This is a genomic window from Massilia sp. 9096 (genome assembly GCF_000745265.1).
Taxonomy (GTDB): domain Bacteria; phylum Pseudomonadota; class Gammaproteobacteria; order Burkholderiales; family Burkholderiaceae_D; genus Telluria.
On the sequence record NZ_JQNN01000001.1, the window covers coordinates 3,729,288 to 3,752,731 of the forward strand.

General features: G+C 62.4%; 29 protein-coding genes and 1 tRNA gene. 4 read left to right on the top strand and 26 right to left on the bottom strand.

The features are described 5' to 3' along the window. Positions 1-19: 19 nt before the first annotated feature. The 4 genes from FA90_RS16010 to FA90_RS25790 all read left to right on the top strand — a co-directional run bounded on the left by FA90_RS16010 (position 20) and on the right by FA90_RS25790 (position 2,485). Positions 20-104 (top strand) — tRNA-Leu (locus FA90_RS16010). 180 nt (positions 105-284) lie between these two features. After that, positions 285-1,295, top strand: a complete 1,011-nt coding sequence (locus FA90_RS16015; RefSeq protein WP_036170329.1) for a site-specific integrase — start codon at positions 285-287, stop codon at positions 1,293-1,295. 115 nt (positions 1,296-1,410) lie between these two features. After that, positions 1,411-1,683, top strand: coding sequence for a hypothetical protein (locus FA90_RS26535; protein WP_156116733.1), 273 nt, complete (start codon positions 1,411-1,413; stop codon positions 1,681-1,683). A gap of 493 nt (positions 1,684-2,176) precedes the next feature. Continuing rightward, positions 2,177-2,485, top strand: coding sequence for a DUF2471 family protein (locus FA90_RS25790; RefSeq protein ID WP_081933884.1), 309 nt, complete (start codon positions 2,177-2,179; stop codon positions 2,483-2,485). A 49-nt stretch (positions 2,486-2,534) separates the two neighbouring features. Here the strand turns inward: FA90_RS25790 and FA90_RS26540 are convergent, their stop codons facing one another. The 26 genes from FA90_RS26540 to FA90_RS16135 form a co-directional block, all read right to left on the bottom strand. After that, positions 2,535-3,065, bottom strand: coding sequence for a lysis system i-spanin subunit Rz (locus FA90_RS26540; protein WP_156116734.1), 531 nt, complete (start codon positions 3,063-3,065; stop codon positions 2,535-2,537). Beyond that, the gene (locus FA90_RS26545; protein WP_156116735.1) at positions 3,062-3,262 is read right to left on the bottom strand and encodes a hypothetical protein; all 201 of its coding nucleotides are present in this window, start codon (positions 3,260-3,262) and stop codon (positions 3,062-3,064) included. Before FA90_RS26545 ends, FA90_RS26540 begins: the two co-directional genes overlap by 4 nt. Further along, positions 3,259-3,732, bottom strand: a complete 474-nt coding sequence (locus tag FA90_RS16025) for a glycoside hydrolase family 104 protein (RefSeq protein WP_036170333.1) — start codon at positions 3,730-3,732, stop codon at positions 3,259-3,261. Before FA90_RS16025 ends, FA90_RS26545 begins: the two co-directional genes overlap by 4 nt. Continuing rightward, positions 3,729-4,076, bottom strand: coding sequence for a hypothetical protein (locus FA90_RS16030; RefSeq protein WP_036170338.1), 348 nt, complete (start codon positions 4,074-4,076; stop codon positions 3,729-3,731). The genes FA90_RS16025 and FA90_RS16030 overlap by 4 nt, the downstream gene beginning before the upstream one ends. Continuing rightward, positions 4,073-4,543 (bottom strand): hypothetical protein, encoded by a 471-nt coding sequence (locus FA90_RS16035; protein ID WP_239700770.1) that lies wholly within the window; start codon positions 4,541-4,543, stop codon positions 4,073-4,075. The genes FA90_RS16030 and FA90_RS16035 overlap by 4 nt, the downstream gene beginning before the upstream one ends. After that, positions 4,540-5,178 (bottom strand): hypothetical protein, encoded by a 639-nt coding sequence (locus tag FA90_RS25105; RefSeq protein ID WP_051971853.1) that lies wholly within the window; start codon positions 5,176-5,178, stop codon positions 4,540-4,542. Before FA90_RS25105 ends, FA90_RS16035 begins: the two co-directional genes overlap by 4 nt. Next, complete coding sequence (locus FA90_RS26985) at positions 5,175-10,490, bottom strand: phage tail protein (protein WP_051971854.1); 5,316 nt, start codon at positions 10,488-10,490, stop codon at positions 5,175-5,177. Before FA90_RS26985 ends, FA90_RS25105 begins: the two co-directional genes overlap by 4 nt. Next, complete coding sequence (locus FA90_RS16050) at positions 10,487-11,161, bottom strand: tail assembly protein (protein WP_081933885.1); 675 nt, start codon at positions 11,159-11,161, stop codon at positions 10,487-10,489. The genes FA90_RS26985 and FA90_RS16050 overlap by 4 nt, the downstream gene beginning before the upstream one ends. Positions 11,162-11,207: 46 nt before the next feature. Continuing rightward, positions 11,208-11,939, bottom strand: coding sequence for a C40 family peptidase (locus tag FA90_RS16055; RefSeq protein WP_036170339.1), 732 nt, complete (start codon positions 11,937-11,939; stop codon positions 11,208-11,210). 1 nt (position 11,940) lies between these two features. Beyond that, a complete protein-coding gene (locus tag FA90_RS16060; RefSeq protein WP_036170341.1) occupies positions 11,941-12,630 on the bottom strand; it encodes a phage minor tail protein L in 690 nt (229 codons plus the stop codon). After that, on the bottom strand, positions 12,627-12,962 hold the full coding sequence (locus FA90_RS16065) for a phage tail protein (protein WP_036170342.1): 336 nt from the start codon (positions 12,960-12,962) through the stop codon (positions 12,627-12,629). Before FA90_RS16065 ends, FA90_RS16060 begins: the two co-directional genes overlap by 4 nt. Then, entirely contained in the window at positions 12,959-15,814 is a 2,856-nt protein-coding gene (locus tag FA90_RS16070) for a phage tail tape measure C-terminal domain-containing protein (RefSeq protein WP_036170344.1), read from the bottom strand. Before FA90_RS16070 ends, FA90_RS16065 begins: the two co-directional genes overlap by 4 nt. Positions 15,815-15,816: 2 nt before the next feature. Beyond that, on the bottom strand, positions 15,817-16,287 hold the full coding sequence (locus tag FA90_RS16075; protein ID WP_036170346.1) for an HK97-gp10 family putative phage morphogenesis protein: 471 nt from the start codon (positions 16,285-16,287) through the stop codon (positions 15,817-15,819). Between the two features lie 14 nt (positions 16,288-16,301). Further along, positions 16,302-16,724: a hypothetical protein gene (locus FA90_RS16080; RefSeq protein ID WP_051971855.1), complete on the bottom strand. Its 423-nt coding sequence runs from the start codon at positions 16,722-16,724 to the stop codon at positions 16,302-16,304. A 17-nt stretch (positions 16,725-16,741) separates the two neighbouring features. Beyond that, positions 16,742-17,146 carry a hypothetical protein gene (locus tag FA90_RS16085; RefSeq protein ID WP_036170352.1) on the bottom strand — a complete coding sequence of 135 codons (405 nt, stop codon included), beginning with the start codon at positions 17,144-17,146 and terminating at the stop codon, positions 16,742-16,744. A 100-nt stretch (positions 17,147-17,246) separates the two neighbouring features. Beyond that, entirely contained in the window at positions 17,247-17,660 is a 414-nt protein-coding gene (locus FA90_RS16090) for a hypothetical protein (protein WP_197065313.1), read from the bottom strand. A gap of 127 nt (positions 17,661-17,787) precedes the next feature. Beyond that, positions 17,788-18,201: a hypothetical protein gene (locus FA90_RS16095; RefSeq protein ID WP_156116736.1), complete on the bottom strand. Its 414-nt coding sequence runs from the start codon at positions 18,199-18,201 to the stop codon at positions 17,788-17,790. After that, positions 18,194-18,532 carry a head-tail adaptor protein gene (locus FA90_RS16100; RefSeq protein ID WP_051971856.1) on the bottom strand — a complete coding sequence of 113 codons (339 nt, stop codon included), beginning with the start codon at positions 18,530-18,532 and terminating at the stop codon, positions 18,194-18,196. Before FA90_RS16100 ends, FA90_RS16095 begins: the two co-directional genes overlap by 8 nt. Positions 18,533-18,549: 17 nt before the next feature. Further along, positions 18,550-19,089, bottom strand: coding sequence for a hypothetical protein (locus FA90_RS25115; RefSeq protein WP_081933886.1), 540 nt, complete (start codon positions 19,087-19,089; stop codon positions 18,550-18,552). Further along, complete coding sequence (locus FA90_RS26555) at positions 19,086-19,253, bottom strand: hypothetical protein (RefSeq protein ID WP_156116737.1); 168 nt, start codon at positions 19,251-19,253, stop codon at positions 19,086-19,088. Before FA90_RS26555 ends, FA90_RS25115 begins: the two co-directional genes overlap by 4 nt. Beyond that, positions 19,253-19,600: a hypothetical protein gene (locus FA90_RS16110; protein ID WP_036170359.1), complete on the bottom strand. Its 348-nt coding sequence runs from the start codon at positions 19,598-19,600 to the stop codon at positions 19,253-19,255. The genes FA90_RS26555 and FA90_RS16110 overlap by 1 nt, the downstream gene beginning before the upstream one ends. A 9-nt stretch (positions 19,601-19,609) precedes the next feature. After that, complete coding sequence (locus FA90_RS16115; protein WP_036170361.1) at positions 19,610-21,901, bottom strand: LamG-like jellyroll fold domain-containing protein; 2,292 nt, start codon at positions 21,899-21,901, stop codon at positions 19,610-19,612. Positions 21,902-21,904: 3 nt separating this feature from the next. Next, positions 21,905-22,225: a hypothetical protein gene (locus FA90_RS16120; protein ID WP_036170363.1), complete on the bottom strand. Its 321-nt coding sequence runs from the start codon at positions 22,223-22,225 to the stop codon at positions 21,905-21,907. A gap of 83 nt (positions 22,226-22,308) precedes the next feature. Next, positions 22,309-22,749, bottom strand: a complete 441-nt coding sequence (locus tag FA90_RS16125; protein ID WP_156116738.1) for a hypothetical protein — start codon at positions 22,747-22,749, stop codon at positions 22,309-22,311. A gap of 2 nt (positions 22,750-22,751) precedes the next feature. After that, positions 22,752-23,237, bottom strand: a complete 486-nt coding sequence (locus FA90_RS16130) for a hypothetical protein (protein ID WP_036170367.1) — start codon at positions 23,235-23,237, stop codon at positions 22,752-22,754. Continuing rightward, entirely contained in the window at positions 23,234-23,443 is a 210-nt protein-coding gene (locus FA90_RS16135) for a hypothetical protein (protein WP_036170369.1), read from the bottom strand. Before FA90_RS16135 ends, FA90_RS16130 begins: the two co-directional genes overlap by 4 nt. Position 23,444: the final 1 nt, after the last annotated feature.

The following is a 23,444-nucleotide window of genomic DNA, read 5'->3' on the forward strand; positions in this document are numbered from 1 at the left end:
ATGCGCGCCTGCGCTTGCAGCCTCTGTGGCGGAATTGGTAGACGCACTTGACTCAAAATCAAGCGCCGAAAGGCGTGCCGGTTCGATTCCGGCCGGAGGCACCACCAGCATGTATCGCAAAGCACCAAATTTTCCCGTTTTCTAAGTAAAAACAGTGACTTAGAACGCGCGGCAAGTCTAAGAGGCTCCTACATTTTCCCGCATCTTCCCGCTTTATCTCGTCACTAAGTACGCACGTTTTACGCAATAATTACGCACGAGATTTCTCAGCAGGAGTTCAAAGCGTGGCTTCATTTGCAAAGCGTACGAACGGCTGGCGCGTACAGATCGCGATCCAGGGCATTCGAGAGTCGAAAGTATTCTCCACCAAAGCCGAGGCGGTCGCATGGGCGTCGATGCGAGAGGCAGAAATCCGCACTGGCAAAGCGACCGGCATCCAGCCAGGCCGGACAGTTGGAGACGCATTCGACCGCTATGAAAAAGACGTGTCGGCCGGAAAGCCTGGACATCGGTTTGAGTCGCTCAGGCTCAGGGCGATCGGAGGATGGGAGATCGACGGAAAGCCGTTCCGCGACATGAAGCTGGTCGACGCAACTTCCGAAGTACTCGGCAAATGGCGGGACCACAGGCTAAAAATCGACAAGGTAACCGGCTCGACCGTCAATCGTGAGCTGAACCTTTTATCGCATGTTTTTCGCACGGCCGCCAAAGAATGGAAGTGGATCGCGACCAGTCCAACCGCTGACGTTCGACGTCCAGAGGAGTCGCAGCCGCGCGACCGCTTATACGAGGACGACGAGATCGAACGCATCTGCCTGGCGCTCGGCTTCGACCTAGACGGGGATGAGCGCGCTGAGACGACAAGTCAGCGAGTGGCCGTGGCGTTTTTGTTCGCCATCGAAACGGCCATGCGTGCCGGCGAGATCTGTGGCTTGAAGCCGTCTGACGTCGCTGGCCGCGTTGCTACGCTGGAAAAAACAAAGAACGGCACGAAGAGGAAGGTGCCGCTATCGAAGCGTGCGATTGAGCTGCTCAAGCTGCTACCACCACCCGAGGAAAGCGGCACCCTGTTCGGCGTCACGACTGCGTCGCTTGATGCCCTCTTCCGCAAGGCGAAAATACGAGCCGCGATTGAAGACGCCACGTTCCACGACTCACGCCATCTGGCCATTACTAGGCTGGCGAAGAAATTCAACGTGCTAGACCTGGCACGGATTGTCGGGCACCGCGACATCAAGCAGCTGATGGTGTACTACAACGAGACGGCCGAGTCGATGGCCGAGCGCATCGACTAAGAGACCAAAAAGATCTGTACACCTATTGCGCATTGCGCGATTTCTAGGGAAAGATAGGCGCGCAGTGAACCTACATAGCAGGACCAAGATTTTCAAAACAAACTGGAGAGTAAAAATGGACGACAACATGTACAGACTTGTAAACGCCGTCTTGAAACTTGACGACGGGGAATCTGATTTTTCTGATCCGGATGCGGCCCTATCACCATTTACTGAAGAGGCAATAAACCGCGTTGCACAACAATGCGGCGTGCCCTTTCAGACAATTCGCGATGAACTGACGCAAGTTTCGCAAGACGAAGATGAGCATAATGAGATCGAGTTCGAACTCCAGTATGGCCACTTAAACCAAGACGGCCTTTTTCCACACGAGGTTGAACAGGAATAGAACGTAAAGACGAACGCCCATGTTCAGACGCCCATGATGCATGGGTGTCTTCCCGTATGAAGAAGTAAGAGCTATTGGACAACCTACGCCAAAAGTTACGCCGACTAACGCGGCTCTATCATCACTGACCACTCTTGTACGAATGCTGGTCCGTCGTCACCTGCCGGCCGTTCTTCACCCTTGAACAGCATTCCACCATTGTGCATGGTGATCAGCTTCGCCTCATAAAGGACTGGGAGTAAGCCAGGTCTGACTTGAGAGTCCGGCCTGCATACTTCGAGCACATACATACCCTTGAGGCCGACGAGCGTTAGATTGCCCTCGACGTAGGGTGCTTGGGCGACCTCACGATTTGTAAGGCGCTTACCATGACGGCGTAAACGTTTGACTTTTCCGTACATCACATGGTTGAAGTTATACTGTATGTTTGTACAGTATAACGCGGCAAGCTTATCTTGTCGGAAAACAACGGAACGATAGAACGGGGTGCAGGATGTTGGACGAAAGTTTCTGGGATGAGTTGACAGCAGTAGGTGACGCAGCACGTCGCGCAGTGCCTGAGATTGTTAGCCGCTACAGGCACGAAGGTGTCTTGACTTGGTCGCTACTGCATGAGATCGAGGCCGAGGTTCTAGCCGAGCTGCGTGCGCTTGGAAAATACGAAGAATGGATCCTCAACATGATTCGAGCGGCACCCGTGCTCGGCTATCCAACTGATGATCGACCGGTATCATTCGCGAATGCTGGAGTCGTGCCCATCATCTTCAAGCTGGTTGAGAAAGCGTGGAAGCTGGTACATTGAAGCATACCGGCAGTGTGCAGACGTCTGCACACGCCGTCTTCTATTCAGATCAATTGGATGCCGCCCTCACGGCATCGTAGGCTGCAGTGCAGGCTTGGACTGCGTCGAGAGCGTCGTTCCTGGTCTGCCGGACCCATTCAAGATCAGCTGCAGCTCGCCCGTCGAGATCCGCGGTTGCTGGCCGGCTGCCTGTATCCATGCCGGCAGCGGCTGTACCTTGATCGTGTTCGGTTTGAGCAGCACTGCAGGGGCCAGCGATGGCGACGCGCAGCTGACGACGGCCAGCGGCAAGATCAGACTGCAGAGCAGCCGAGTGAGCTTGTGCATCAGCGACTTCCTTTCCTTGTTGATTGAGTTGAGTTTGCAAAGCGTTCAGCTGAGCCTGCAGGCTGGCCACCTTTCCGTTCGCCTGCGCAAGAGCGATCTTTGCTTGTCCATCGCGTTGCTTGTCGATCTCGTCGCGCTGGGCCGATTCCTGAGCCACGCCCAGGCCCACCAGGTGCTCTCGGTAAAGCATCGCAGTGCCGGCACCCAGAACGCACAGCGCTACGATCGCGACCACGCGAGAGATACTGATCATGGCTTCACCTGGTCAGGGAAGATCATTTTCAGGGCGGCCGACATTACGCCGCCAAGACCCGCAGCTTGGCCCCAATCTAGGCCCGCGCCATACTTCGCGCCCGTCAGCGCGACCAGAAATCCAACGCCCTGCCAGGTCGATTGTTCGCTCAGGCGCGCTGCGATAAATTCGAGCACGGTTTGAATACGTTTTTTCATGCGAGTTGCCCTCCTGCTTTGAGATAAGCCCGGCGGAGATCCGCCAAGTCGTTTTCGTGCTGGCCGTAGCCCGCGCCCGGGAGCGATGCCCAGATCGCAGCACAGCGCGCCACCGCGTCATCGAACCGGCCGGCCTCGGCGTAGACCAGCGCCTTACGCTCGCGGATCTGCTGCACGGCGATCGCGTCCTGGCTCGCTGGCGAGAAGTCGCGCAATCCGAGCTGCTGCTTGTATGGGTCGAAGTAGCGTGCCAGCAGCTGGTAGCGGCCGGCCGCCGTTGACTTTTTGCCCAGCCGCGGCAGGTCGATCAGCTGACGCGGGTGGTCGGCGTAGCTCGAGAACAGGCGCGGGTGATCGGCCGTGCTGCCGACCAGGACGTTGTAGCCATTGTCCGAGGCCAGCAGCAGCCGCGCGCCAAGCTCGCTCGTGGCGATCATGTCGAGGAATGCTTTCAGGTTCGGGCTCATCATCGCGTCACCGTCACCTTGGCCGCCTGCCAGATCGCCAGCACCAGCCAACCGGCCGCCGCCAGCGCGCCGGCGCCGACCATCTTCGTCAGCGCCTCGCGCACCAGCTTGTTCCGCAACTCGCGCCATTCGATTACCGACTCGTGATAGCGACGGTGTCCGTCGATGTCGTTGGCCGGGAAGCCAGAGATCAAGCGTGCGATCGCAGCTTCGTGCTCGCCCATCTTCACGTTGTGCGCATCCATGTTCGCCATCAGTTCGGCTTGTTCATCGCGCATCTGGCCGACGAGCTGGGCCAGGCCGGGCAGGCCGAGCCGGGCAAGTTCTTGTTGCCAAGGAGAGTTCATTCAGTGATCGCAGTCGTAAAAAAACCGGCCTGAGCCGGTTGGTTGATGAAGCTGAGTGCCGCATGTAACGTGCCAGGATCGAAGCGCGCCGAGTCGGGGATTCCGAGCGCCGCACCGACTGCTTCGGAGCAGAACCACGCCATCTTTTCGTCGCCAACGCACGAGAACACGAAGTGCACGTTGCCCAGGTAGTCGTAGCCCTGCCCGCCGTGCGCGTTGAACCATGCGCGCGCCGCCGGCGCCAGCTCGGCCGGCAGAGGCACGAAGTCCCACAGGGCCGGGTCGAAGTCAATCGCCTTGAAGCGCACGCCGCCGTCCATCGAGGATGACGACGCGGCTTGGCCGTCAGCGAAGACCAGTTCGACGTGCGAATACGGACTGCGCGTCCACCAGCGCACCAGGCGGTTATAGACGCCCGACAGGCCGGGGTGTGTGCCCTTGTAGAAGGCGGCGCGAATTTCGCTCATGTGAGTCCTTTCATCAGGGTGGTGAGGTCGGTTTGAAACTGCAGGACGATCGCGTCGACGTCGACGCACGCGCCGGTAACGCGCCGTGCTGCTTCCTTCGCGTTGAGGCGTAGGTCTCGGATCTGATCGAGCGCCTTGTACCAGAGAGACGCGGTGGCCAAGATGTCGATCGCCGCGTTGCGGGGGCTCCACTGCTTTGCACGCGCCCAGCTGTCGACGCATGGCGGGACATCGCCGGTGTACGCCGCGTCTTTGTACGCCTGGGCCTGCACTTCCGCGCGCTGGTATTCCAGATCACGACCAGGCGGTGAGACCGTCAAGCGCGCAGCGTCGGCAGCAGCATCGATCTTGTCGGCAGCGGACGCAATCGTGTCGGCAAGCACTCGCCCATCGACCACGGTACGGCTCGGCATGCTCCACACCTGGCCAGGCTGCATGACGGCGCGCGCTGCCAGCTCGTCGGCGGTGTAGTCGACGAGTTCGTCACCGACCACATACTGCTTGGCTGGATCGCCATGGACATCGAGCAGGACATCGTGGCCCTGGTTCACGTAGAGCTCCAGCGTCTCGTCGGAAACCGTGCCGTAGCTCAGAATTTCGCCCGTGGCTTTGTTGTAGATCGTGCAGTTTGTCATTTGAATAATTTGAGAACTGTTGCATTACCTAAAGCACTCCCTGACGGCGCAGCGCGCAAGCGATACGTGCCGGCATGCTCGACGTTGAAGGTGTACGAGACGGGCACATTTCCAGAAGATCCGGTGACGTTTGTACAGTCTTGAACCTGGACCCAGGTGTTCGAGTAATACCAGTCAACAAAGAAGCCGACGGTTTGCCCCGCGCTTGTGTAACCGCTCATCGTGGCTGATACGGTTACTTTGGTGTTGTCCCTCGGTACTGCGAACTGCACGCCGCCGGAACCGACATTGGAAAAACTGTCGATTGACGAGATGCTGTTGTCTTGCATGTTGTCGGTAGTGACCACACGCGCAGCAGTCAGGGTGCCGCCAAAAGTCGCATTACCGTTGACGATGCTGAAATTCGGCGCGTAGATGTTTCCGTCCGACGTCAACTGGAAATACTTGCCCGCACCCGGATTGCCGACCAAGAGACCGCCGGCACCGAAATACGCGCCCTGTTTCCACGAGCCGTCACCGTTTTGGCCGGGCCAGGCATAGCCGGTGTAGTCGCCAACACATACTCCGCCGCCGCCTGCGTACACGGTGCCCAAGTTGGCGGTAATGGCAGATAGCGCCTGAGCACTGACCTGATTGGCATTGATATAGCTGATCTGCGCGTAGCCGATAGCCGCAGCCTGGATGTACGTCGAAACGTTCTGCGATGTGATGACGTTATCGCACCACGGCGTCATCTTGATGCCAAGCTCAACCTTAATGTTATAGATTTCTGCTGTGCCAGAACCCGCAGTGCCGAATACACGCAAGCGTGCTTGCGGCGCCTGGGCAACGGTCATAATTTCAGTGAAGCTATATCGTGTTGGCGTTCCGGTCAGGGTACGGATGAGGCCAACCGAATCGACGTTCGTGCCGTACAGGTCGACGCAGATATCGCGCGACCCGTTATAACAATGTGCGTCGAAACTGACGGTGTAATAGACGTTTGCAGCAATTCCGATGGAATCACTTTCATAACCCATATATACGCCGCTTTGCTGAGCGCCTATGGAAATGAGCTCGCCGTTAATGGCTGGATGGCCATTGGTATTAACATAGACGCCGGCATTGTATCGAGAGCCTGCAGGCCAGCTGGAAATGCGCGGGATCAGGTTGGGGTTGCCTGCTACCTGCTGCGAGAGGGGCTGGCTCGTTTTGAATAGCGCGCTGCCATCATCTGCAAGTACAGTGACGCTCTTGAGCGTAGCCCCTTGCGCCGACATGATGCCTGCATTCGAGACGCGGAACGGCGCCGCCGCGTAGCTCGAGGCGCCTGCCCATTGATTGCCCCCTGCGTCAACGTGCCAGCTCGCCGCGCCTGTCCCCAAGTCGATATTGCCGGCCGTGATGGCGCCCATGTTGGCCGTAATTGCTGACAGGCTGGCGAACTTCGCATACGACCAGTACGGCACTTCCCAGGTCACGACGTTGGTCGACGGATCGTACAAGCCACCCGACTGGAACAGATAGGAACCAGCAGGCACAGTCGGAACGGTCGACGACCATGTGCCGCTCAAGCCGCTCGAGTTGTCAGCAGGGACGCTTGTCTTGCCGTTCGTGGGTGCCGGCGCGCCGCTCGCCGTGGGCGTCGTCGTCACGCAGAACGCGATCACGTACGACGCGCCCTGCGGCCCGGTGACGCTCGATCCCGGCGCGCCCGCCTTCGCCTTGGCAAGCGACAGCGTTTTCTGGATCGTGACGCCACCATAAACCGCTTGGAGCACCGCTGTTGCTGAATCGGCGGTCATGGCCGAGACCGAGTACGCACCCGCGCTGGTGATGCTCACGGTGCACCCGGTCTGCCACGACACCGAATAGGCTGCCGCCGCGCCCGTCTTATCCGTGACCCCGTCGTAGACCTTGAACGTGCCGGCGGCGCCGGAGAAGTCCGAAACCACGCCCGCATTCGTTGCCGGAAGCGCGGCCGACTCGTTCGTAAGGAAGCCTGTTACCGCGCTGATGCCGTTCTGCCCATCTCTGCCGCCCGTCACCTGCACGACCGTCATCTGGTCCGTATAGACGGTGCCGTTGATGGTGGCCTGTACGCGGTACGTGCGCGAGTCGGTGAAGTCCCCAGACGCGACCGTGTAGCTGCCTGCCGTGCCATTGCTGGCCACGTTGGTCCACGTCGACCCGTTCAAAAATTGCCACTGGAACGTCGCCGATGGCCCGTACGCGGTGGCCGTCAACGTCAGCGTCGTCGGCGCAAATGCAGCAGCCGATGTGGCGCGGCTGAACACCTGGCCAGTCGATGAGATGACGACATAAGCCGCGTTCGCGCCATTGGTGCCGGCGTACCCCGCCGCCGTGATGCTGGCGGTTGACCAGTTAAAAGCGGTGGTCGCTGCCGTCGCGGTATCGGATACCTGGACGACCGCCGCCCACTGGGTCATTCCGGCCGGCGCCGTCGTCCCCGGCGTGAGCGTCCAGCCGGACGGCGCCGCGCCGAACGTTCCGTCGGACCAGTTCAGGGTCGCGGATCCAGCCGGGCCAGTCGGAATCGAGGCGGCCCACTGGTAGACCGTAACGGGCTTCGACTTGATGCCGTCCACGCCCTTCCCGCCGTTTTGCGGCCCGTCCTCGATCGTGGCGTTCGCATAGCTCACCGGCGTCGACGTCGCCGCCGAGGCTGCCGAGAGCGACACCGCTGCGCCAAACAGGCGCCAGCCGGGGGTGCCAGGGTTGGCCGGCGCCGGGTTGGCCCAGCCGTCGTTGCCGGTATAGCCGCTGTTCGTGCCCGGCCAGGTGAATGTGCTGGTGCCGATTGGCTTGGCCGGCGCGGTCGGCGCCCACTGGAACAGGCGCGCGATCGCCGTTTTCAGGCCGTCAGCGCCGGCGGCTCCGTCCTGGACCTTGCCCACCTTCAGCGACTTCGTATAGGTGCGGCCGAACATGGTCAGGCTCGCCGTCACCGTTGCCGACGCCGCGGTCATGCCCGTGAAGGCCAGTTGCGCGGTCGTCGCCGTGGTGTTGGTCAGCTTGCCCCCGACGCACGACCAGGTGACCGCGCCGGCAAGCGCGAGCAGCGACGCCGTGATCGTGATCACCGACGGGTCGGTCTGGCCGTCCTGGTCCGTGTGGAAGTACGGTGTGTCCGACTGCAGCAGGATATCGGCGTTTTTCGACCCGCCATCCTTGTCGATCGCGACCGCCACCGACATCGTCTCGATCGAGGTGATGCCGATCGAGTTCACGGCCGACATCTTGGCCACGTAGGTGCCGGCCAGGATGTCGCGCACGTCCATCGTCGGGCTGGCCTGGCGCGGGATCGCCACCCAGTTGTCATTGCCGCGGCGGTACGCGCCCTCGTAGGCGACCGCGCCCGGCACCGGCGCGCAGCTCACCTGCAGAGCCAGCTTCTGGACGTCATTGAGCGAAACCGTATAGCCGACCAGCGTCACCGATGCCGGCGGCGCTTGCGTGGTCACGTCCAGCGACGTTTGGCTGTGCGCCGTGATCGCAATGCCCTTCTCGACGTAGTCATACTTGCCGGGCTCGTGCTGCACCGCCGTGATGGTGAAGGTGCTGCTGTCCTTCGGCGCCACGGACAGGATGCGGAACAGCGGCGCCGACAGCTCACTGCTATCGATCGACCACACGGCCTGCGCGCGCGGCGGCGTCGACCAGTCCGCGTCGACCGTCACCGTGTCGCCAGCCACCGATGCAACCGTGTGCGTCTCGGTAGCGCCGGCCGGCAGGATGGCGGTCAACTTGTCGCCGACGCTCACAGCCGGCGCCTTGTCGAGCGTGAGCGCGCGGCCGTTGACGGCGCGGATGCGGCCACCCACGCGTCGGCCCATCCGCGACGGATCGGCGACGCGCACGACTTGGCCCGGCAGCGCCATGGCGCCGTCCATGCCGACGTCGAACGAAATGCCCTCCGTCTCAAGGCGCGAGGTGGCCAGCGCCCACAGGCCAACGCGGTGCGCCTGACCCTGCGACGTGCAGCCGAAGCCGGTCAGCTGCACCGTCTTGATGCCGTAGCGCTTGATGCCTTCCGGATCTTCGACGTATTCGGTTTTTTGCGCATAGAAGTCGGCCGGGTCGTTCCAGGTCACCAGGGCGACCGTGTAGCGCGTCGACGCCTTGCTGCCAGTGCGCGTGAACTTGCCGCCGATGACGTTGGCCGCGGTGTAGATGTAGACCGGGTCCGACGGCATGTCGGCCGAGGCCATGATCGTGCCGGCGCCCCAGTACGAAATGCCGCGGAAGATCGACGCGATGTCCTGCAGCACGGCGTAGGCCTGCTTTTGGCTCTGCAGGTACAGGTTGCAGGTAAAGCGTGGCTCCTGACCGCCCTTCCCGTCCGGCACCAGCTGGTCGCAGTACTGCGCGATCTTGTACAGCGCCCACTTGTCGACCTGCGACGCCGTGATGCGGTCGCCCAGGCCGTAGCGGTCGTTGAGGATCAGGTCGCGGAACACCCACGCCGGATTGCTCGACCAGGCCGGCTTGAACGTGCCATCCCACGTGCCCGAATAGGTTCGCGCGACGGAGTCGTAATTGCTCGGAACCTGGATGATGCGGCCGAACAGGTCATAGGCGCGGGTCGGCACCGACTGGAACTGCGTGGCGTCGACCTGCACGCCCACCAGTGCCGACATCGGATAGCGCAGCTTGGCGTCGATGACTTCGGTGTAGCTGACGATCGTGGTCGTGTCCGAGATCCCGACCGTGTTGGCGTTCGGGGTCAGGCGCGTGACGCGCACTTGCCAGCCGCTCGTCGCATGCGGCAGGTCGATGCGCGCAGTGCGCTGGTACAGCGACGTGGTCTTGCCGTTGAAGGCGTTCGACAGCACCACGGCGTAGGCGCCGCCGTCAGTGGCCAGCTCGACCTGGTAGGCGACCTGATAGCCCAGGATGTCGCCGTTCGAGGTATCGGCCTTGCTCAGCGCTGGCACGCCCAGCGTGATGCGGATGGCCGACAGCGCCGTGTTATTGATCGCATGGACCCACGGCGAGCCCGACTTCAGCTCGGTGTTGACGGATACCTCGCTTTCGACGTCGGGGAAGCCCGGGATGTAGTCCTGGGCCTGGGTGCCGGACCGGAAGTCGATCGTGACGCCCTTGAAGTTGCTGGTGCCGTCCGCGTTCTGTACGGGAGTCTGGTTCAGGAAAACCGACTGCACTCCGTTGGCCAGGCCGAGGATCTCCCCTTCGGACACCAGGTCCATCACGCGCGCGTACGCGGTGCTGTGCAGGCTGTCGGTTGCTTCGTAGTGGGTATGCGACGAGCCGCCGCCCTTACCGCCGCCGTGGCCGATGATGTCGTTCATGGGATGTAGTGGTATTTGTTTGGAACCGAAGGAATCGCCGGCTGCGCGAGAGGCGCGCCGACGTAGGCCTGGTCTTCGGCGAGGATGCCGGCCGAGATCACGGCCGAGCCGACGATCATCCGGCCGTACAGGACGGGTACCGCGCTGCCCTGCAGCGTCGTGTTGACGGCGCCACTGAAGTTGTACGAGGCGCCGTTGTCTACTGCCTGCGCGGTGCCGGCGCTTTGCTGTGGCGACAGAGCCTGCAAGACGCCGCCGATCATCGTCAAGAAGCCGAACTGCGTCACTGCCGCGCCGATCTCGTATCCTGCAGCGCCCGCCGCAGTGAAGGCTGAGAGGCCTGCTACAGCCCATCCGCCGACCACGAGTGCCGCGCCCAACATCAGCGAGCCGAGAAATTGAGACTTCGCACCGACGATGACTGGAGCGATTCGAATATCGGCATCGCCACCCGACAGGGTGAGCTCGTCCTTGCTGATGTTCTGCTTGCCCAGGAAGCAAGCGTAGCGGATGCCGCGCTCGTGGCTGGTCATAAGCTCGCGCTCGAAGCCGGGCAGCAGAGCGCACAGCGCGCGCACAGCCTCGGCGGTGCTGGCCACGGCGAGCCGGTGCACACGACCAAAGGTCGCACCCAGCTTGCCGTATAGACGAATATTGCGAAGGGTATCCATAGGCTCCAATGAAAAAAGCCCGCTCGAGGCGGGCTGGTCAGGCTTGCTACTGGTGCCGCAGCACCGCGCGCGTGTTCTCGGCCCACATGCCGCCGTACACGTCCCGGCTCGACAGCCGGCCGTGCAGGTGATGCAGGATCAGCCCGTCGCCCAGGTAAATCGCCGCGTGGTTGGGGACGTCGTTGCGGGCGCGGATCTGCATCAGGATGACGTCGCCGACTTCCAGTAGGGCGCCATTGGGCAGCTTCGCAAAGCCAGCCAGCGGGAACCCTTCGGTGTACAGGTCGGACTTGCCGTCATTCCACCATTCGTCTGCTCGAGCGAACTGCGGCAGCGTAACGCCGCGCTCCTGCGCATACCAGTCGACGATCAGCTGATAGCAGTCCAGCACGCCATGCGAGAACTGCCGGCCGACCAGCGGCGCGCGGTAGCCGCTCGGCTCGATCGTCACCACCTCGCCGGCGGCCGGCGCGCCGTCGACCAGGTCGACCCGGACGATGTGCCAGGGAAGCCCGGAGGCCTCGCACGACACCAGGTCGGCCTGGCTGGGCTGCGCCGGCGCATTCGGGTGCGAGTGCACCACGGCGATGATTTCGCCCAGCTGCTCGGCGTCGGCGTATTCTTCGGCCGGCAGCACAAAGTGTTCCGTGCCCTGCGCCGTGTTCGTGCACTGCTGATACCGCTCGCGGCCTTTGACGACCAGCACCAGGCCACAGCACTCGCGCGGGTATTCCTCCGCGGCGTGCGCGCGGATCGCTTCGATGGTGTCGTTTTGCATTTTAGGACTGGATCAGGGCGGCGGCCGGAAAACCGCCGAAGTTGAGCACGTTGGTGGCGCCGAAGCGGGCCTTGCAGCCGCTCAAGCGCTTGCTGCAGACATCGAGCGCCGGATCGGACACCGGCTGGTCGTTGGCGTCGAATTTACCGCTGCCGGTGTAGCCGCAGTACGCGCCCTTGTACCTCCAGCTGCACAGGTTTGCGATCACTTGGCGACGCGGCAGCTGCGTGTCGTGAAAGTCCAGCGCGCTCGCGAGCTCGAACTGCACCACCTCGTTCGTCTCGCTGGTCTTCTGCTCGATCGTCCACACGTCAGGCGGGAACTCCTGCGTCGGGTCCGCGCTCGGGTTTCCGCCGGCGAAGTTGGCCGCGTCGAGGTACTGGCCCAGCGTGACGTGCCGTGTAAGCGTCGCCCCCACCAGGTCATCGAACAGGATGCACAGCGCCGAGATCGAGCCGTCGACGTTGCCGACCGAAAGCGTGGGCGTAGGCTGCTGGCTTTCGCTGGTTTTGGCGAAGCCCTCGGCCTGGATCGGGAACGCGGTGTATTCGTCCCCCTGCCACCAGATCGACCCGGCCTTCTCGTAGCCGTGGAAGCGTAGCAGCGCGCCGCCGGTGATCATGGTCGCGTCGAGCTCGAATAGTTCGACCCGCGCGCCAGGCTCCAGGCCTTGAATATCTGCTGTGATCATGGTTGAAAGCTCTGGTTGAAGGTTGCGGAAAGCTGCCAGATCGCGCCGTCGACCTGCTTCATGCTGTAGCTGTCGCACTTGTAGAAGCCCGGCACGCTGTTCGGTGGCGTCCACTGGAACGATGCCGCGCCGCCGAGCGCATCGAGGAACGCCTTGATGCCGGCGACGATCGACACGTCTTCGGTGAATGTCACTGGCCAGGACTCGGACTTGTTGTTGATGCCGTCCTGCGCGGTTTGCGCGTACCCATCGCCGAACTGCGCCTTGAGCACGCGGAAGGTCGTCGTGCCGGTCGGCTTCGCGTCCGGCGCCCACGTGAATGTTTGCGTCATCCTCGTCCTTGTTGAAATTTCCAGATGGTGCCGCCTTGGCGGGTCTCTTGCACGATGACGGTTTTGATCTTGGCGTTGAGCGCGTCGGCCATCGCTTGAGCATCTGCGTTCGAACCACCAGCCGTTTCCGCCGTGGTCCCGCCATTGACGTTGGTCGTCAGGTTGATGGTCACGCCACCACCGTCGTCTCCAAGTGCATGGTTTGGCGTGATCGTGCCATTACCGGACGGTGTGAACACCTCTTGACCGCGCTCGCCGACCATGTACGACATGCCGCCCAGGACCGGCCCACCATTCGCACGGTGAGGCAGGAAGTCCAGGTTGTTGAACTGCGACGTGTCAACGGCCTGAGTTGAGGATGTCAATAAGTTCGATGCCGATCCCAGCGAGTCGAGATTGATCCCTCCCGTGAGCATGCTCGTGAACGTCGAGCTCAAGAACCCGGAAACGCCGGACAGCGCCTGCTTGGCCTGGATCCGCGCCAGGTCGGCGATGATCGACGTGGCCAGGCTCCTGAAGTCCAGCTTGCCGGTGGTCACGAAGTTCGCGAATGCATCTTCGGCGCCCCGGAAAGCATTCGTCAGCGAATTGCCGATCTGCGTGCCGACGTCGCTGGCCTCGCGCCCGTACTGCTTGAGCGACTGCTGCAGGCCGAACCATGGGTCAAGCTGCGCCTGCTGGTTCGCGTACCACTGGCTGTAACTGGTGAGCAGCCGCATTTGCGCCTCGGTGCCATCGCCGGCGTTCTTGATGCGCTCCTGCCAGAAGTCGACGTCGATCTGCAGCAGCGCCTGCTTGCTAGCCGTGGCATCGGTAATCTGCTCAGCGGCGTACTTCCGGTTTTCCTGAGCGAGCTCGTACGCGTACTGCAGTGCTTTGCCCTGGCCCATAGCAGCTTGGCCCACTTGCGTGCGCGCGTCGCGCTCCTGGTTCAGTCGCGCGAGCGTCTCATCGGTGATCGGTTTCTGTTCGGCGCGCAGCTTGGCCAGCGCCTCTTCTTTCCAGGTCTCCGAATCGATGGCGACCATCGCCAGCGCCCGTGCGTCGGCGCTCTTGCCGTACAACTGGTACTCGGCTTCGAGCGATGCGTTCTGCTTTGCACGAGCGATCACGCTTTGATCGATATATTTGGTGACCTCTTGCTGCGCTTTCTGAGACTGCGTCAGCTGGTCGTTTGCGCTGATCTGCTTAAGCGCTGCCTGTATCGTGGCCTGCTGAGCCTTTGACAGCTGCAGGTGCCCACTGGCCAGCTCCTCGTTGATCTTGATGGCAAGCTTCTGGGACTCGGTCAGATTCTGGTTTGAAAGCAGCTCTTCCTTCTGTTGTGCCAGCTTGGTATTTACGATCGACAGAACGCGGGCATAGGCTTCCTGCTGTTTCTTGGTGGCAGCCTCATCGGCAGCCTTCGCCTTCTGCATCGCCGTGAAGCGTTGTTCCAGCTGATCCAACTGGTCGGCCTGCGCAAGGCCGCTTTTCAGCGTGGCCGCATCGACGGTACCCTGGCTTTTCATCAACGTGAGCCTGTCGCGCTGGCCCTGCGTCAGGGTCGCACCGGTCTCGATCTGCTTTTGCATGACCGCGATCTGATCGGCCATCGACTTGGTCAGCTGGTCGACCGACTGTTTCGCAGCTTTCTGCGCGTCGGTGACAACAGGCGTCTTCGTTTCGCCATTCAGCTTGGGCGTGCCAGGGATGAAACCGTCAGACAGCGGTTTCAAAGGCCCAGCATTGCCCAGGCCGGTCTTGTCCGCCAGCCACTTCGCCATGCTGACCGTGCTCTCGGTTGCGGCTTTCGTGACCTTGGCAAACCACTGAGCTGCATCCGTAGCCCAGCCCTGGATCTTGTTGCCGAGCCTATCAAGCGTCGACCCGCCACCGTAAATTTGCTGGAAGGCGTCGAGGATGTTGTTTTTGGCCTTCAGCACCGCTTCTGAGGCAATGTTCAGCGCCGGTGTGAACGTATTCGTGAGCTTGTCAGAAATCTGGCTCAGGAACCCCGGGCCACCGTTGCCAATCTCGTGCGTGATCTTGCCGAGGCGCGCAACTGCTGCGGCCTGGTCATCGGTGACTCGTGCCACCAGCGTACCGGCGTGCGCGGTGTCTTCCAGGAACTGAGCCTTGCCGCCGAATCCGACCTTTGCCGCAGCATCGTACTTCGCAGTTTCATTCGACAGCGCAGCAATTTTCTTGGCCGTCTCGATCGCAACCACGTCAGTATCACGTAGGGCACCGTTTGCATCCGTGACCTTGACGCCGAGCCTGGTGAACTCGTCGCTGCCGTCACCGGTAGCCGCCTTCATCATCGCGTCGTGGAAACTCTTGAAGGACGTGCCGAGTTCCTTGATGCTGATGCCATTTTGAGCGGCAACAGCATCGAAGCGTGATAGCTGCGACACTGCGATGTCGGTCGACGTTGCGATGCCGGCATATGCTGCGTCGACGCTCAGGCCTTTGGCGATAAACGCGCCCAGGACGACCGTAGCGGCAACGATAGCAGCGACCAGACCCACGGCGATCTTGCTGGCCAGACTTGACGTCTGCTGCTCGGTTTCGGCCATCTTCCCCTTCGTTTTATCGAGGTCGGAGTGAAACGCGGGGAAGTAGCTGGAAATCTTCTGGAAGGCGCCAGATGCGCTATCAGACATGGATCCGAACGATTTTTTCGTACTGTCGTCGCTGCTCGAGAACAGGGACTTGATCGAGCCCCAAATGCTGCCAAACATGCTCTTGATCTTGTCGAAGATGGATGCGATGAAACCCATGCTCTCGGTGCTGGTCTGCTTGGCCTGGGCCATGCCGGCCTGGTACTTCGAGATATCAGCGCCCAGCGAAACTTGGATCGAGTGGTTCATGGTTACCTTGTATTTTGGAGTGCCGCTTCAATTTGCTGGTCGATAAGGCCGATCGCCGCGACCTCATTGGCATCGACTGCCGGCCGCAGAAACGGATGTGCTTTCATGCCAGGGTGGTGCACCACGGGGTAAGCATGGCCGCCAAACGCGACATCGCCACCGTTCTTGCCCGTGATGTCGTGCGGGGCGGCGCCGGTGTACTCGATGATGTGGGCGTACCAGACCGGTGTGCCGTCGGGCGCGGTCCCGCCGGCCGATACCGTGGCGACGACCTCCGAACCCTTCTCCGTCACCGAGGTATGGATCGTATTGCGCAGCTCGCCCAGGTGCACAGGACAGTTGGCCCTTGCCGTGGCCTCAATCAGCTGCGCACCGGCGAACAGGCCGACGTGCATGCTCTGCTCCATCTGTGCGGGCGAGCCATCGAGGAAGCCGATGAACTCGTCTAAGCCGGTTACTGTCTGATCAGGCATGTTGTCCTCTCGGGTTACGCCAGGAATGTATTCATGTCGCGTTCTTCGCGAAGCGCCTGCAGGCGCGCAGCATCAGACGACTCAGTGAATGGAGCGAACCGGTCCGGCTCGGTCGCATTCGATGCCTCCGCGGCGTACTCCTTCGAAAGCCTCTGCAGCGTCAAAAATTCCCACGGTGACAGGTTCAGGCCGGTTTGCCGCTGCCATGATTCGATGCACTGCGGCTCGACTGGCACACTGCCCATGCCAGTCGCTGTCGTCGGCCCGAATTCGAACAGGTATTCGACCAGGTAGCCGCCCCACTCAAGCGGGGGCAGTTCTGGCTCGATCCCCTCCCCTTCGAGCGTCTCACGCCTGGATTTGCTCGGCGTGTTGTCGCCCTTCGGGGGCTTGGGCGCTGCATTCAGCCAGGCGGCATGCCTGACGTACAGCGCCATGGCCTCGGCGCCGGCCTTTAGAAATTTGCCCAGTCGCCGTGGAAGGTGGCCACCTGGACGGTGATAAAGCCGAGTTTCGGGTTCATGTACAGGTCTTGCGCCGAGATCGGCAGGCCTTCGATGTTGGCGGTCACGGCGGCCAGCTTGTCGGCGCGCTCCTGCAGGTTGCCCTCGACGGTCTCTTTGACCTGCTTACCGCGCATGCCGGCGAAGGTCTTGGCAGTCTCCGACGTATTGATCTTGTGCTGCGCGCGCAGCGCTTCCTTGGTGCCGGGGCTGCGGATCTCGATGCGCACCGGTTTGCCGTTGAACAGCAGCGGGCCGTTGTCCTGCTTGTTCTGGACGTCGAGCCAAGCGGTATCGCACGCCTCGAGGTCGGCGATGGTCTGGACGGTTGCGGCTTTGTCTTGGTCGTGGATCATGGTGTTGCCTTTCTTCGCGGGTTGGATGTGCCCGTGCCGGCCGCTGCTCCCGCGAAGGAGACAGCGGCCGATCGGTGCTCAGGGTGGCCTGGTGGCCGGGTTACGTGGTGGAGGTGATGGTGTCGGTCTGGCGCAGCAGGGTAAGGCTGCCCTTGACCGCATCGTTGCTCTGGCCCAGGTTCTCGACGTACTCGAGCACTTGCGCCGTGAAATAGCGCTTGGTCGTGCCGTCCTGTTTGAGCAGCTTGAAGGACGGGACGCTGTTGTCTTTTGACGCATTGTTGACGATCACCTGGCCGGCATCGTTCTCGATCCATGCGCACTCAAACTGCGCGTTCGGCAGCTTGAAACTGCCCTTCTTCTCGCGATCCTGGGCGTCGCTCACGGTCGAGAGCGTCGCGGTGCTGTAGGTGCGGCCGACGACGTTGCCGACCTTGGTGATGCTGCCGATTTCCGTCCAGACCAGCGCGCCATAACCGGTAGCGTCGTAGGTCGCGGGCGCCGCCGTGCTCACGAAGAGCTTTGTGCCGGCGACGGTTGCAAAATCATTTGCACTCATGATTGGTGATACCTTTCAAAAGAAAAAGCCCGCGGGCATCGCTGCGACGCGGGCGGGCTGGGAAACAGGTTGTGGCGATCGGCTATGTCGGGTTCGGCTCGAGGTAGGTGACCTTGAAGTCCCGCGATTGCGAATAGATGCGCGCTGCGCCATCGGAGAAATCCGGGCCGACGGCGTCACGCAGTACGCTGCGCACTTGGGTGCTGGCGATCGTGCCGGTATGCGTGCCGGCGCCCAGTTTCGTCGCCAGGAGCAGGTTCTTCTGGTCCGGGTAGGTCTTCGCGGCGACCGTCACTTGGATGCGCGCGGTGATCAGCGTATTTGCCTCGTTGCCGGAGACCGTGCCCAGCTCGATGCGGCTGATCTCCTTCACGCCCAGCGCCGGCAGCACAGCATCCGCCGGGATGTCGCCCGCATACACGCGGTCGGCGACGATGGCCTTAACCGGGCCATACGCCAGCTGCAGCGCCACCATTACAGCTACACCATCAGCCATGGCCGAAATCCTCCAGCATCATTTCCATGTGGCGGCGATCATCCAGCAGCGCCGGGCCCAGCAGGATGCGCATGATGCGATCGCCGCGGCCGTGCAGTGTCACCCGCATGTCCATCGCGACCCGGTCATCCACGCGGATGCGCAGCCGGGTCTTGCGCAGCGAGATGCGCACGCCGTTGACGTCCGACTCGGCCTGGCGCGGCAGCTCGTCTTGTACCCAGGCCCATACATGGTCTGCCAGAACTACCCAACCATCGTCGCCGTCCAGCTCCGTGTTGTAGACTGGATCGCGCGCAACAGGCCGCTGCTCGATCGTCACTTGCTCGTCCATTCGGAAAGGCGCGACCATCAGTACACCATCGCGCGGTCGAGCAAACTGCCGAGGTACTGAGCGTTCGGGTTGGGGTAGTAGTCGTTCTCGAGCATACCCAGGATGTAGCGTTTGATGGCCGCAGGCACTGCAGCATCGGTCGCGCCAAAGCCGCACACGTACTGCACCTCGACGGCGCCCTCGCGCTGCAGCTGCGTCGCGGGCCACATCAAGCCAGGTGCCGGCCTGACCGAACCTGGCTCGGCTCCGGTGTTTACCACATAGTCTTGCGGGTCGAGTGTTTGCTGCACCCCGGCAACATCGTAGAACTTGATGTGGTCCACGCTGGCCAACGGCGCGTTCGGCAGTTTGATCGCTTCCTCAAACCGGTCGAGCGTCACGACCCAAGTCTGCGTGATGAATGCGCGCCCAGTCTTGTGCTCGGCCTCTTCGATGATTCCCTGCACCTTGTCCGCGATCTCGGCGTCGAGCGCATTCCCAGGCGCACGCGCTGCACGACGGGCAGCGTCCATCGACACGGCGAGGGCAGCTGGAGGCGTGATCAGCCGCGGCGTCATCGCTTCGCCCCTTGCACGCCAGCCGCCCGGCCGGTGGCCTGCTGGCCGGCGGCCCCGGGCGCACGCGCAAACACGGTCGGCGCCTGGGCGGCCTGCTTGGCTTTTTCCTCGGCCTCGCGCGCGAGCTGGTCGCGCACCACCGGGAAGTCTGTTATTTTCTTCATCAGGTATCCACCCTTTGGAACCAAGTTGTTTTGTCGAATCGCTCGCCGTTCGCGCAGCTGCATCGCGCCGTCCAGAGCCAGTCAGCAGGCAGTGCGGTATCGACCCCACCCAACAGCACGACGATGTAGGTATGAACGACACCGCCTATCGTCGCGGTCTGGATGCTGAAGTCTCTCAGCATGGTGACGCCCTGCAGAATGAGCGTTACCGGTTGCCCGGTAGTCGCAAGCGTTGTATTGCGGTCAAGGAGCTCGTCGGTGATATCCGCCGCGTACCAGCTGATTTCATCAGGGTCGCGGTGCACCATCCACTTGTCCCCGACCTTGGTTGGCTCTGTCGTACTCATTCCATTTCCTTAAGTTGACGTTGCAGAACCGATGCCGACGACTCGGCTACCGCTGCCCTCGAAGACGACCACGCGGCTGCCGCTTCCCTCAAACACGACGATTCGCGCCGGCGAAATCTGCGAAATGTCGATGCCTGCGCTGTTCACAGTCAGATCGCCGCTGGCTTGCGCTACTGCCACAGCTGCGCCGGCCAGGGGAATGCGCGTGACCAGCGCCCCGCTTCCGGCGGCCGAGGCTGATGCCGGTCCAGCCAGCGGGATCGCCGTCGCGAGTACACCGGTCGCCGTCGCCCGGGCTGTGGCGGTGCCAACTAGTCGAATCGACGTCGTCAAGGCGCCGCCAGCGGTCACGCTCGCCTGCGCCGATCCGGACAGAGCAGCACCACCTCCCGCAAGCGAACCGTATGCCTGCGCGACCGCTTGCGCGCCACCAGACAGTGCGATCTTGGTGGTCAGCGCTCCCGTAGCAGTGGCTGACGCCACAGCCGCGCCGGACAGGCCGCCGCCGCTCCCTGCCAGCACCCCAGTCGCCACCGCCACCACCTGCGCCGATCCACTCAACGGAATCGCAGTGGAAAGCGTGCCGCCAGCGGTGGCCACGCTAGCGGCAGCACCTGACGGCTTGACCGACGTGACGAGCGAGCCGGTCGCCTTGGCGGTCGCCGAAGCGCTTCCAGCCAAAGGGATGGCAGTCATCAGCGAGCCAGCACCAGACGCTGCGGTCTGCGCGGCTCCTGAAAGCGGGGTAGCGGTCGACAGTGCGCCGCCGGCGCTCGCCGATGCGGCGGCTGATCCGGACAACTGGGCTGCTACAGCCGCCGGCGCGAGTATCGCCGCTTGAATATTGGCGTTCGAATAGTTGCTGGCTCGGTTGGCGTTCTTCTGCAACAGCTTGACGGTCAGCGTCTGCCCAGCACTGGCCGCCTTGTACGTAATCGATATCGCACCCTGCAAGCCACTACCGCTGCTCCAGGTGACGCCGCTCGAATTCGACACCTGCGCCGCGCTACCGTCCGACAGGGTCGCCGTGACGGACATATCGGCGCCGTAGATACCGCCCAGTATCGTCGCTACGCGCGGCGTGGTATCGGCCGGGAACGTGACCGCGTAGCCGACACCTTCACCATTGCTCGAAAAGATGACGTTGGTTGAGCTGCCCGAGGCGGTCGGACTACCATCGGACCAGCTGACGGCATTGTTTGAGCCGTTCGTGATCGAATCGCTGAACGACCCGACATGCGAAACGTTGATCTGGCTACCGCCCGTCGCCTTGCGTACGGCCGATGCGTTCGGGTAGTTGATCCAGTCGATCGTGCCGAGCGCGGTCAGATCGTAAGGCGCGCCCGTGCTCGGCGTGACCGTCATCGACAGCGAACCCGCTGCGCCAGCGGTCAGCGAACCAGTGGCCGTAGCAGACGCCACGGCCGCACCGCTCAGCTTAATCCCGGTCGACAACGAGCCGTATGCGCTGGCCACGGCAACAGCGGCACCCGACAGAATGGATGGCGCCACAACTGCAGCGGTGAATGCTGGCGCCTCGCCGGTTTCGCCATTGGAGAACACGCGCCACGGATTGTTGTGCAGCGCCAGCGCCTGGACCGCGCCTTCGGGCGTAGCGCCGCCTTTACCGACGGGCGCCAGTTGACCACGGAACGCCGCAATCAGGCTGATGTTGCCGGTGAATCCAGCGTTTCCCCAATTCGAATCGGCGCCGCCAATCAGTAGCGGGCAGTTCGCATCTCCTGCGGTTCCTGTTGGTGCGCCGCCGCCGTTGGTGCCAGCAAAAACGCCGTTGATGTAGGCGGTCGCCAGGGTGCTCGAAGTGAGATCGCCGGTGAAGACGATCAGGATGGTGTTTCGCTGACCCGGGACCAGTTTCGCAGCTGGCGCCGTCAGTGTGGCAAGAACGTAATAATTCGTCGAGCCAGTGATCGAAAACGTCACCGTGTTGTTGGGCTGGATATACAAATTCCAGCCGGTCGCATTGCCGCCGTCGTTCTTGCCGATCAGCGACATGCTGCCCGTGCGCGCGACGAGCGGAAGATAAAACTCGACCAGCAGCGATGACGGGCCGCGATTGTAGAACAGGTCGCGCGCGACGGTATTGCCGTAATGGAAGCCGCCGGTGCCGTTGAACTGCAGGCTGGCGCCCGACGGGGATGGTGCGTTGATCGGTCGCGTGGCGACCGCTGCCGGCACCGCGCCGGTGACGACGTCGCGCGAGTTTCCGACCAGGGCGAACAGCGGAACCAGGCCCGATTGGAACCGCACCCGGCCCTGTGGCTGGCTTCGCATGGCCATAAATTAGCTCCGGGAAGTGCCGCTGTAGGTCGCGCCAAACGTGACAGGATTGGTGGTATTGCCGAAGCCGATGACGCGGATATAGCGCGCGCCCGGCGGAATATCGACGCTCCAGGAATAGGTCGAGCCGGCCACTACGTCGCCGGCGTAACCGGCCAAGTCGTAGACGGTCGAGCCGTTGTCGGGCGACCATTGCACGACGATCGAGCCCGGCACACCTGGCGCGCTCGTGCCGTTGGTGATCGACAGGCCCACCACACCGCTGTCAAAATTGTTCGGCGCCGCTGCCTTGGTGTCCAGCCAGCCGGCGGCGGCGCTGTTCACGCCGGGCGATCCGCGCGACGTGCCCGCGGCTCCATTGTTGGCCGTCGGCGTTATCAGGGTTGTTACGGTATCTGCAACAGTGGTCATTTCGGCACTCCGTTCAGTTCAAACAACGCGTCGTGCACATCACCCACGTCGACCCGATCGGGCGCCTGGACTTTCGACATGATCTTGTCGGCATGCTCCTGCGTGATCTGCTTGATGTAGACCAGCTTTCCAAGCGCCTCTTGGAACGTCTCTGCGCGCGGGTCGACGCGGCCCTGATCGAGCAGCGCGATGACGTATTTGTAGTCGCTGCCGGCATGGATCGTGTCGAGCACCGCGTTGCCCAGCTCTAAGCCCAGGGCGTCGAGGATCGCACCATTGCCGATCGTCTCGCCGGTGAAGCGCATGCGCCCGGGCGACATGGCCACCGCGATGGCATCGCAATCCTTGCGCGCATACGCGGCGGCCAAGTCGGCGTCTGTCTCGATGCGCGCCTTGACCTCAGCACGGAACGCGGCTTGTTGGTCGGCGGTCATCATGATCAGTTGTCGACCTGCAGGGTGAGCGTGCCGGCAGCGAAGTACGGCGCCGGGTCGCCCGCGTTGATCGTTTTGGCCTGGCTGAGCGCAGCGCGGAACACTTCGGTGCCGCCAGTTGCCGAGTCGAAAACGCCGAACTCGACCACTTGGCCCCAGGCCGCAGGTACTGCCGAGCCGCCCGGGAACTGGACCGGGTTGTTGTTCGACGTGGTGCCGCTGCTGCCGCTCGATACTGCGGTGCTGCCGGCGCCCTGCGTGCCGGCCCAGTTGGCCAGCGCCGAGGTGATCGGCACGCGCGCGTAGCTCGTGCCGCTGGTCGACACCTCCGTGCCCGGTGCGCCATCGCTGCCGGCTGCGTTGAACAGGCCGACATACAGCGTGGCCGGGCCACTGCCAGCGCCAGCGGTCGAACCGTTCAGGCCCAGCGCCTGCGCACGGAAGAACCAGTCGACGTATTTGTTTTCGTAAGCATCGGAAAAAGCGCTCATGGGGCTCCAGGTGTAACGGTGTTGGGTTGTTCGGTGAGCCGCGCGACGACATAGGCCGCCAGCTCGTCATCGGACTTGCCGAGGATGTCGTCGGGGAAGATCGCCACCGACCCGCCAGCACGGCGGGGGATGACGACGCAGAGGTTGCCCGGGTCCGCCGCCTGCGCGCGCAGGTTCGCGAGCCAGGCGATGGTCGCAGGTTGCATG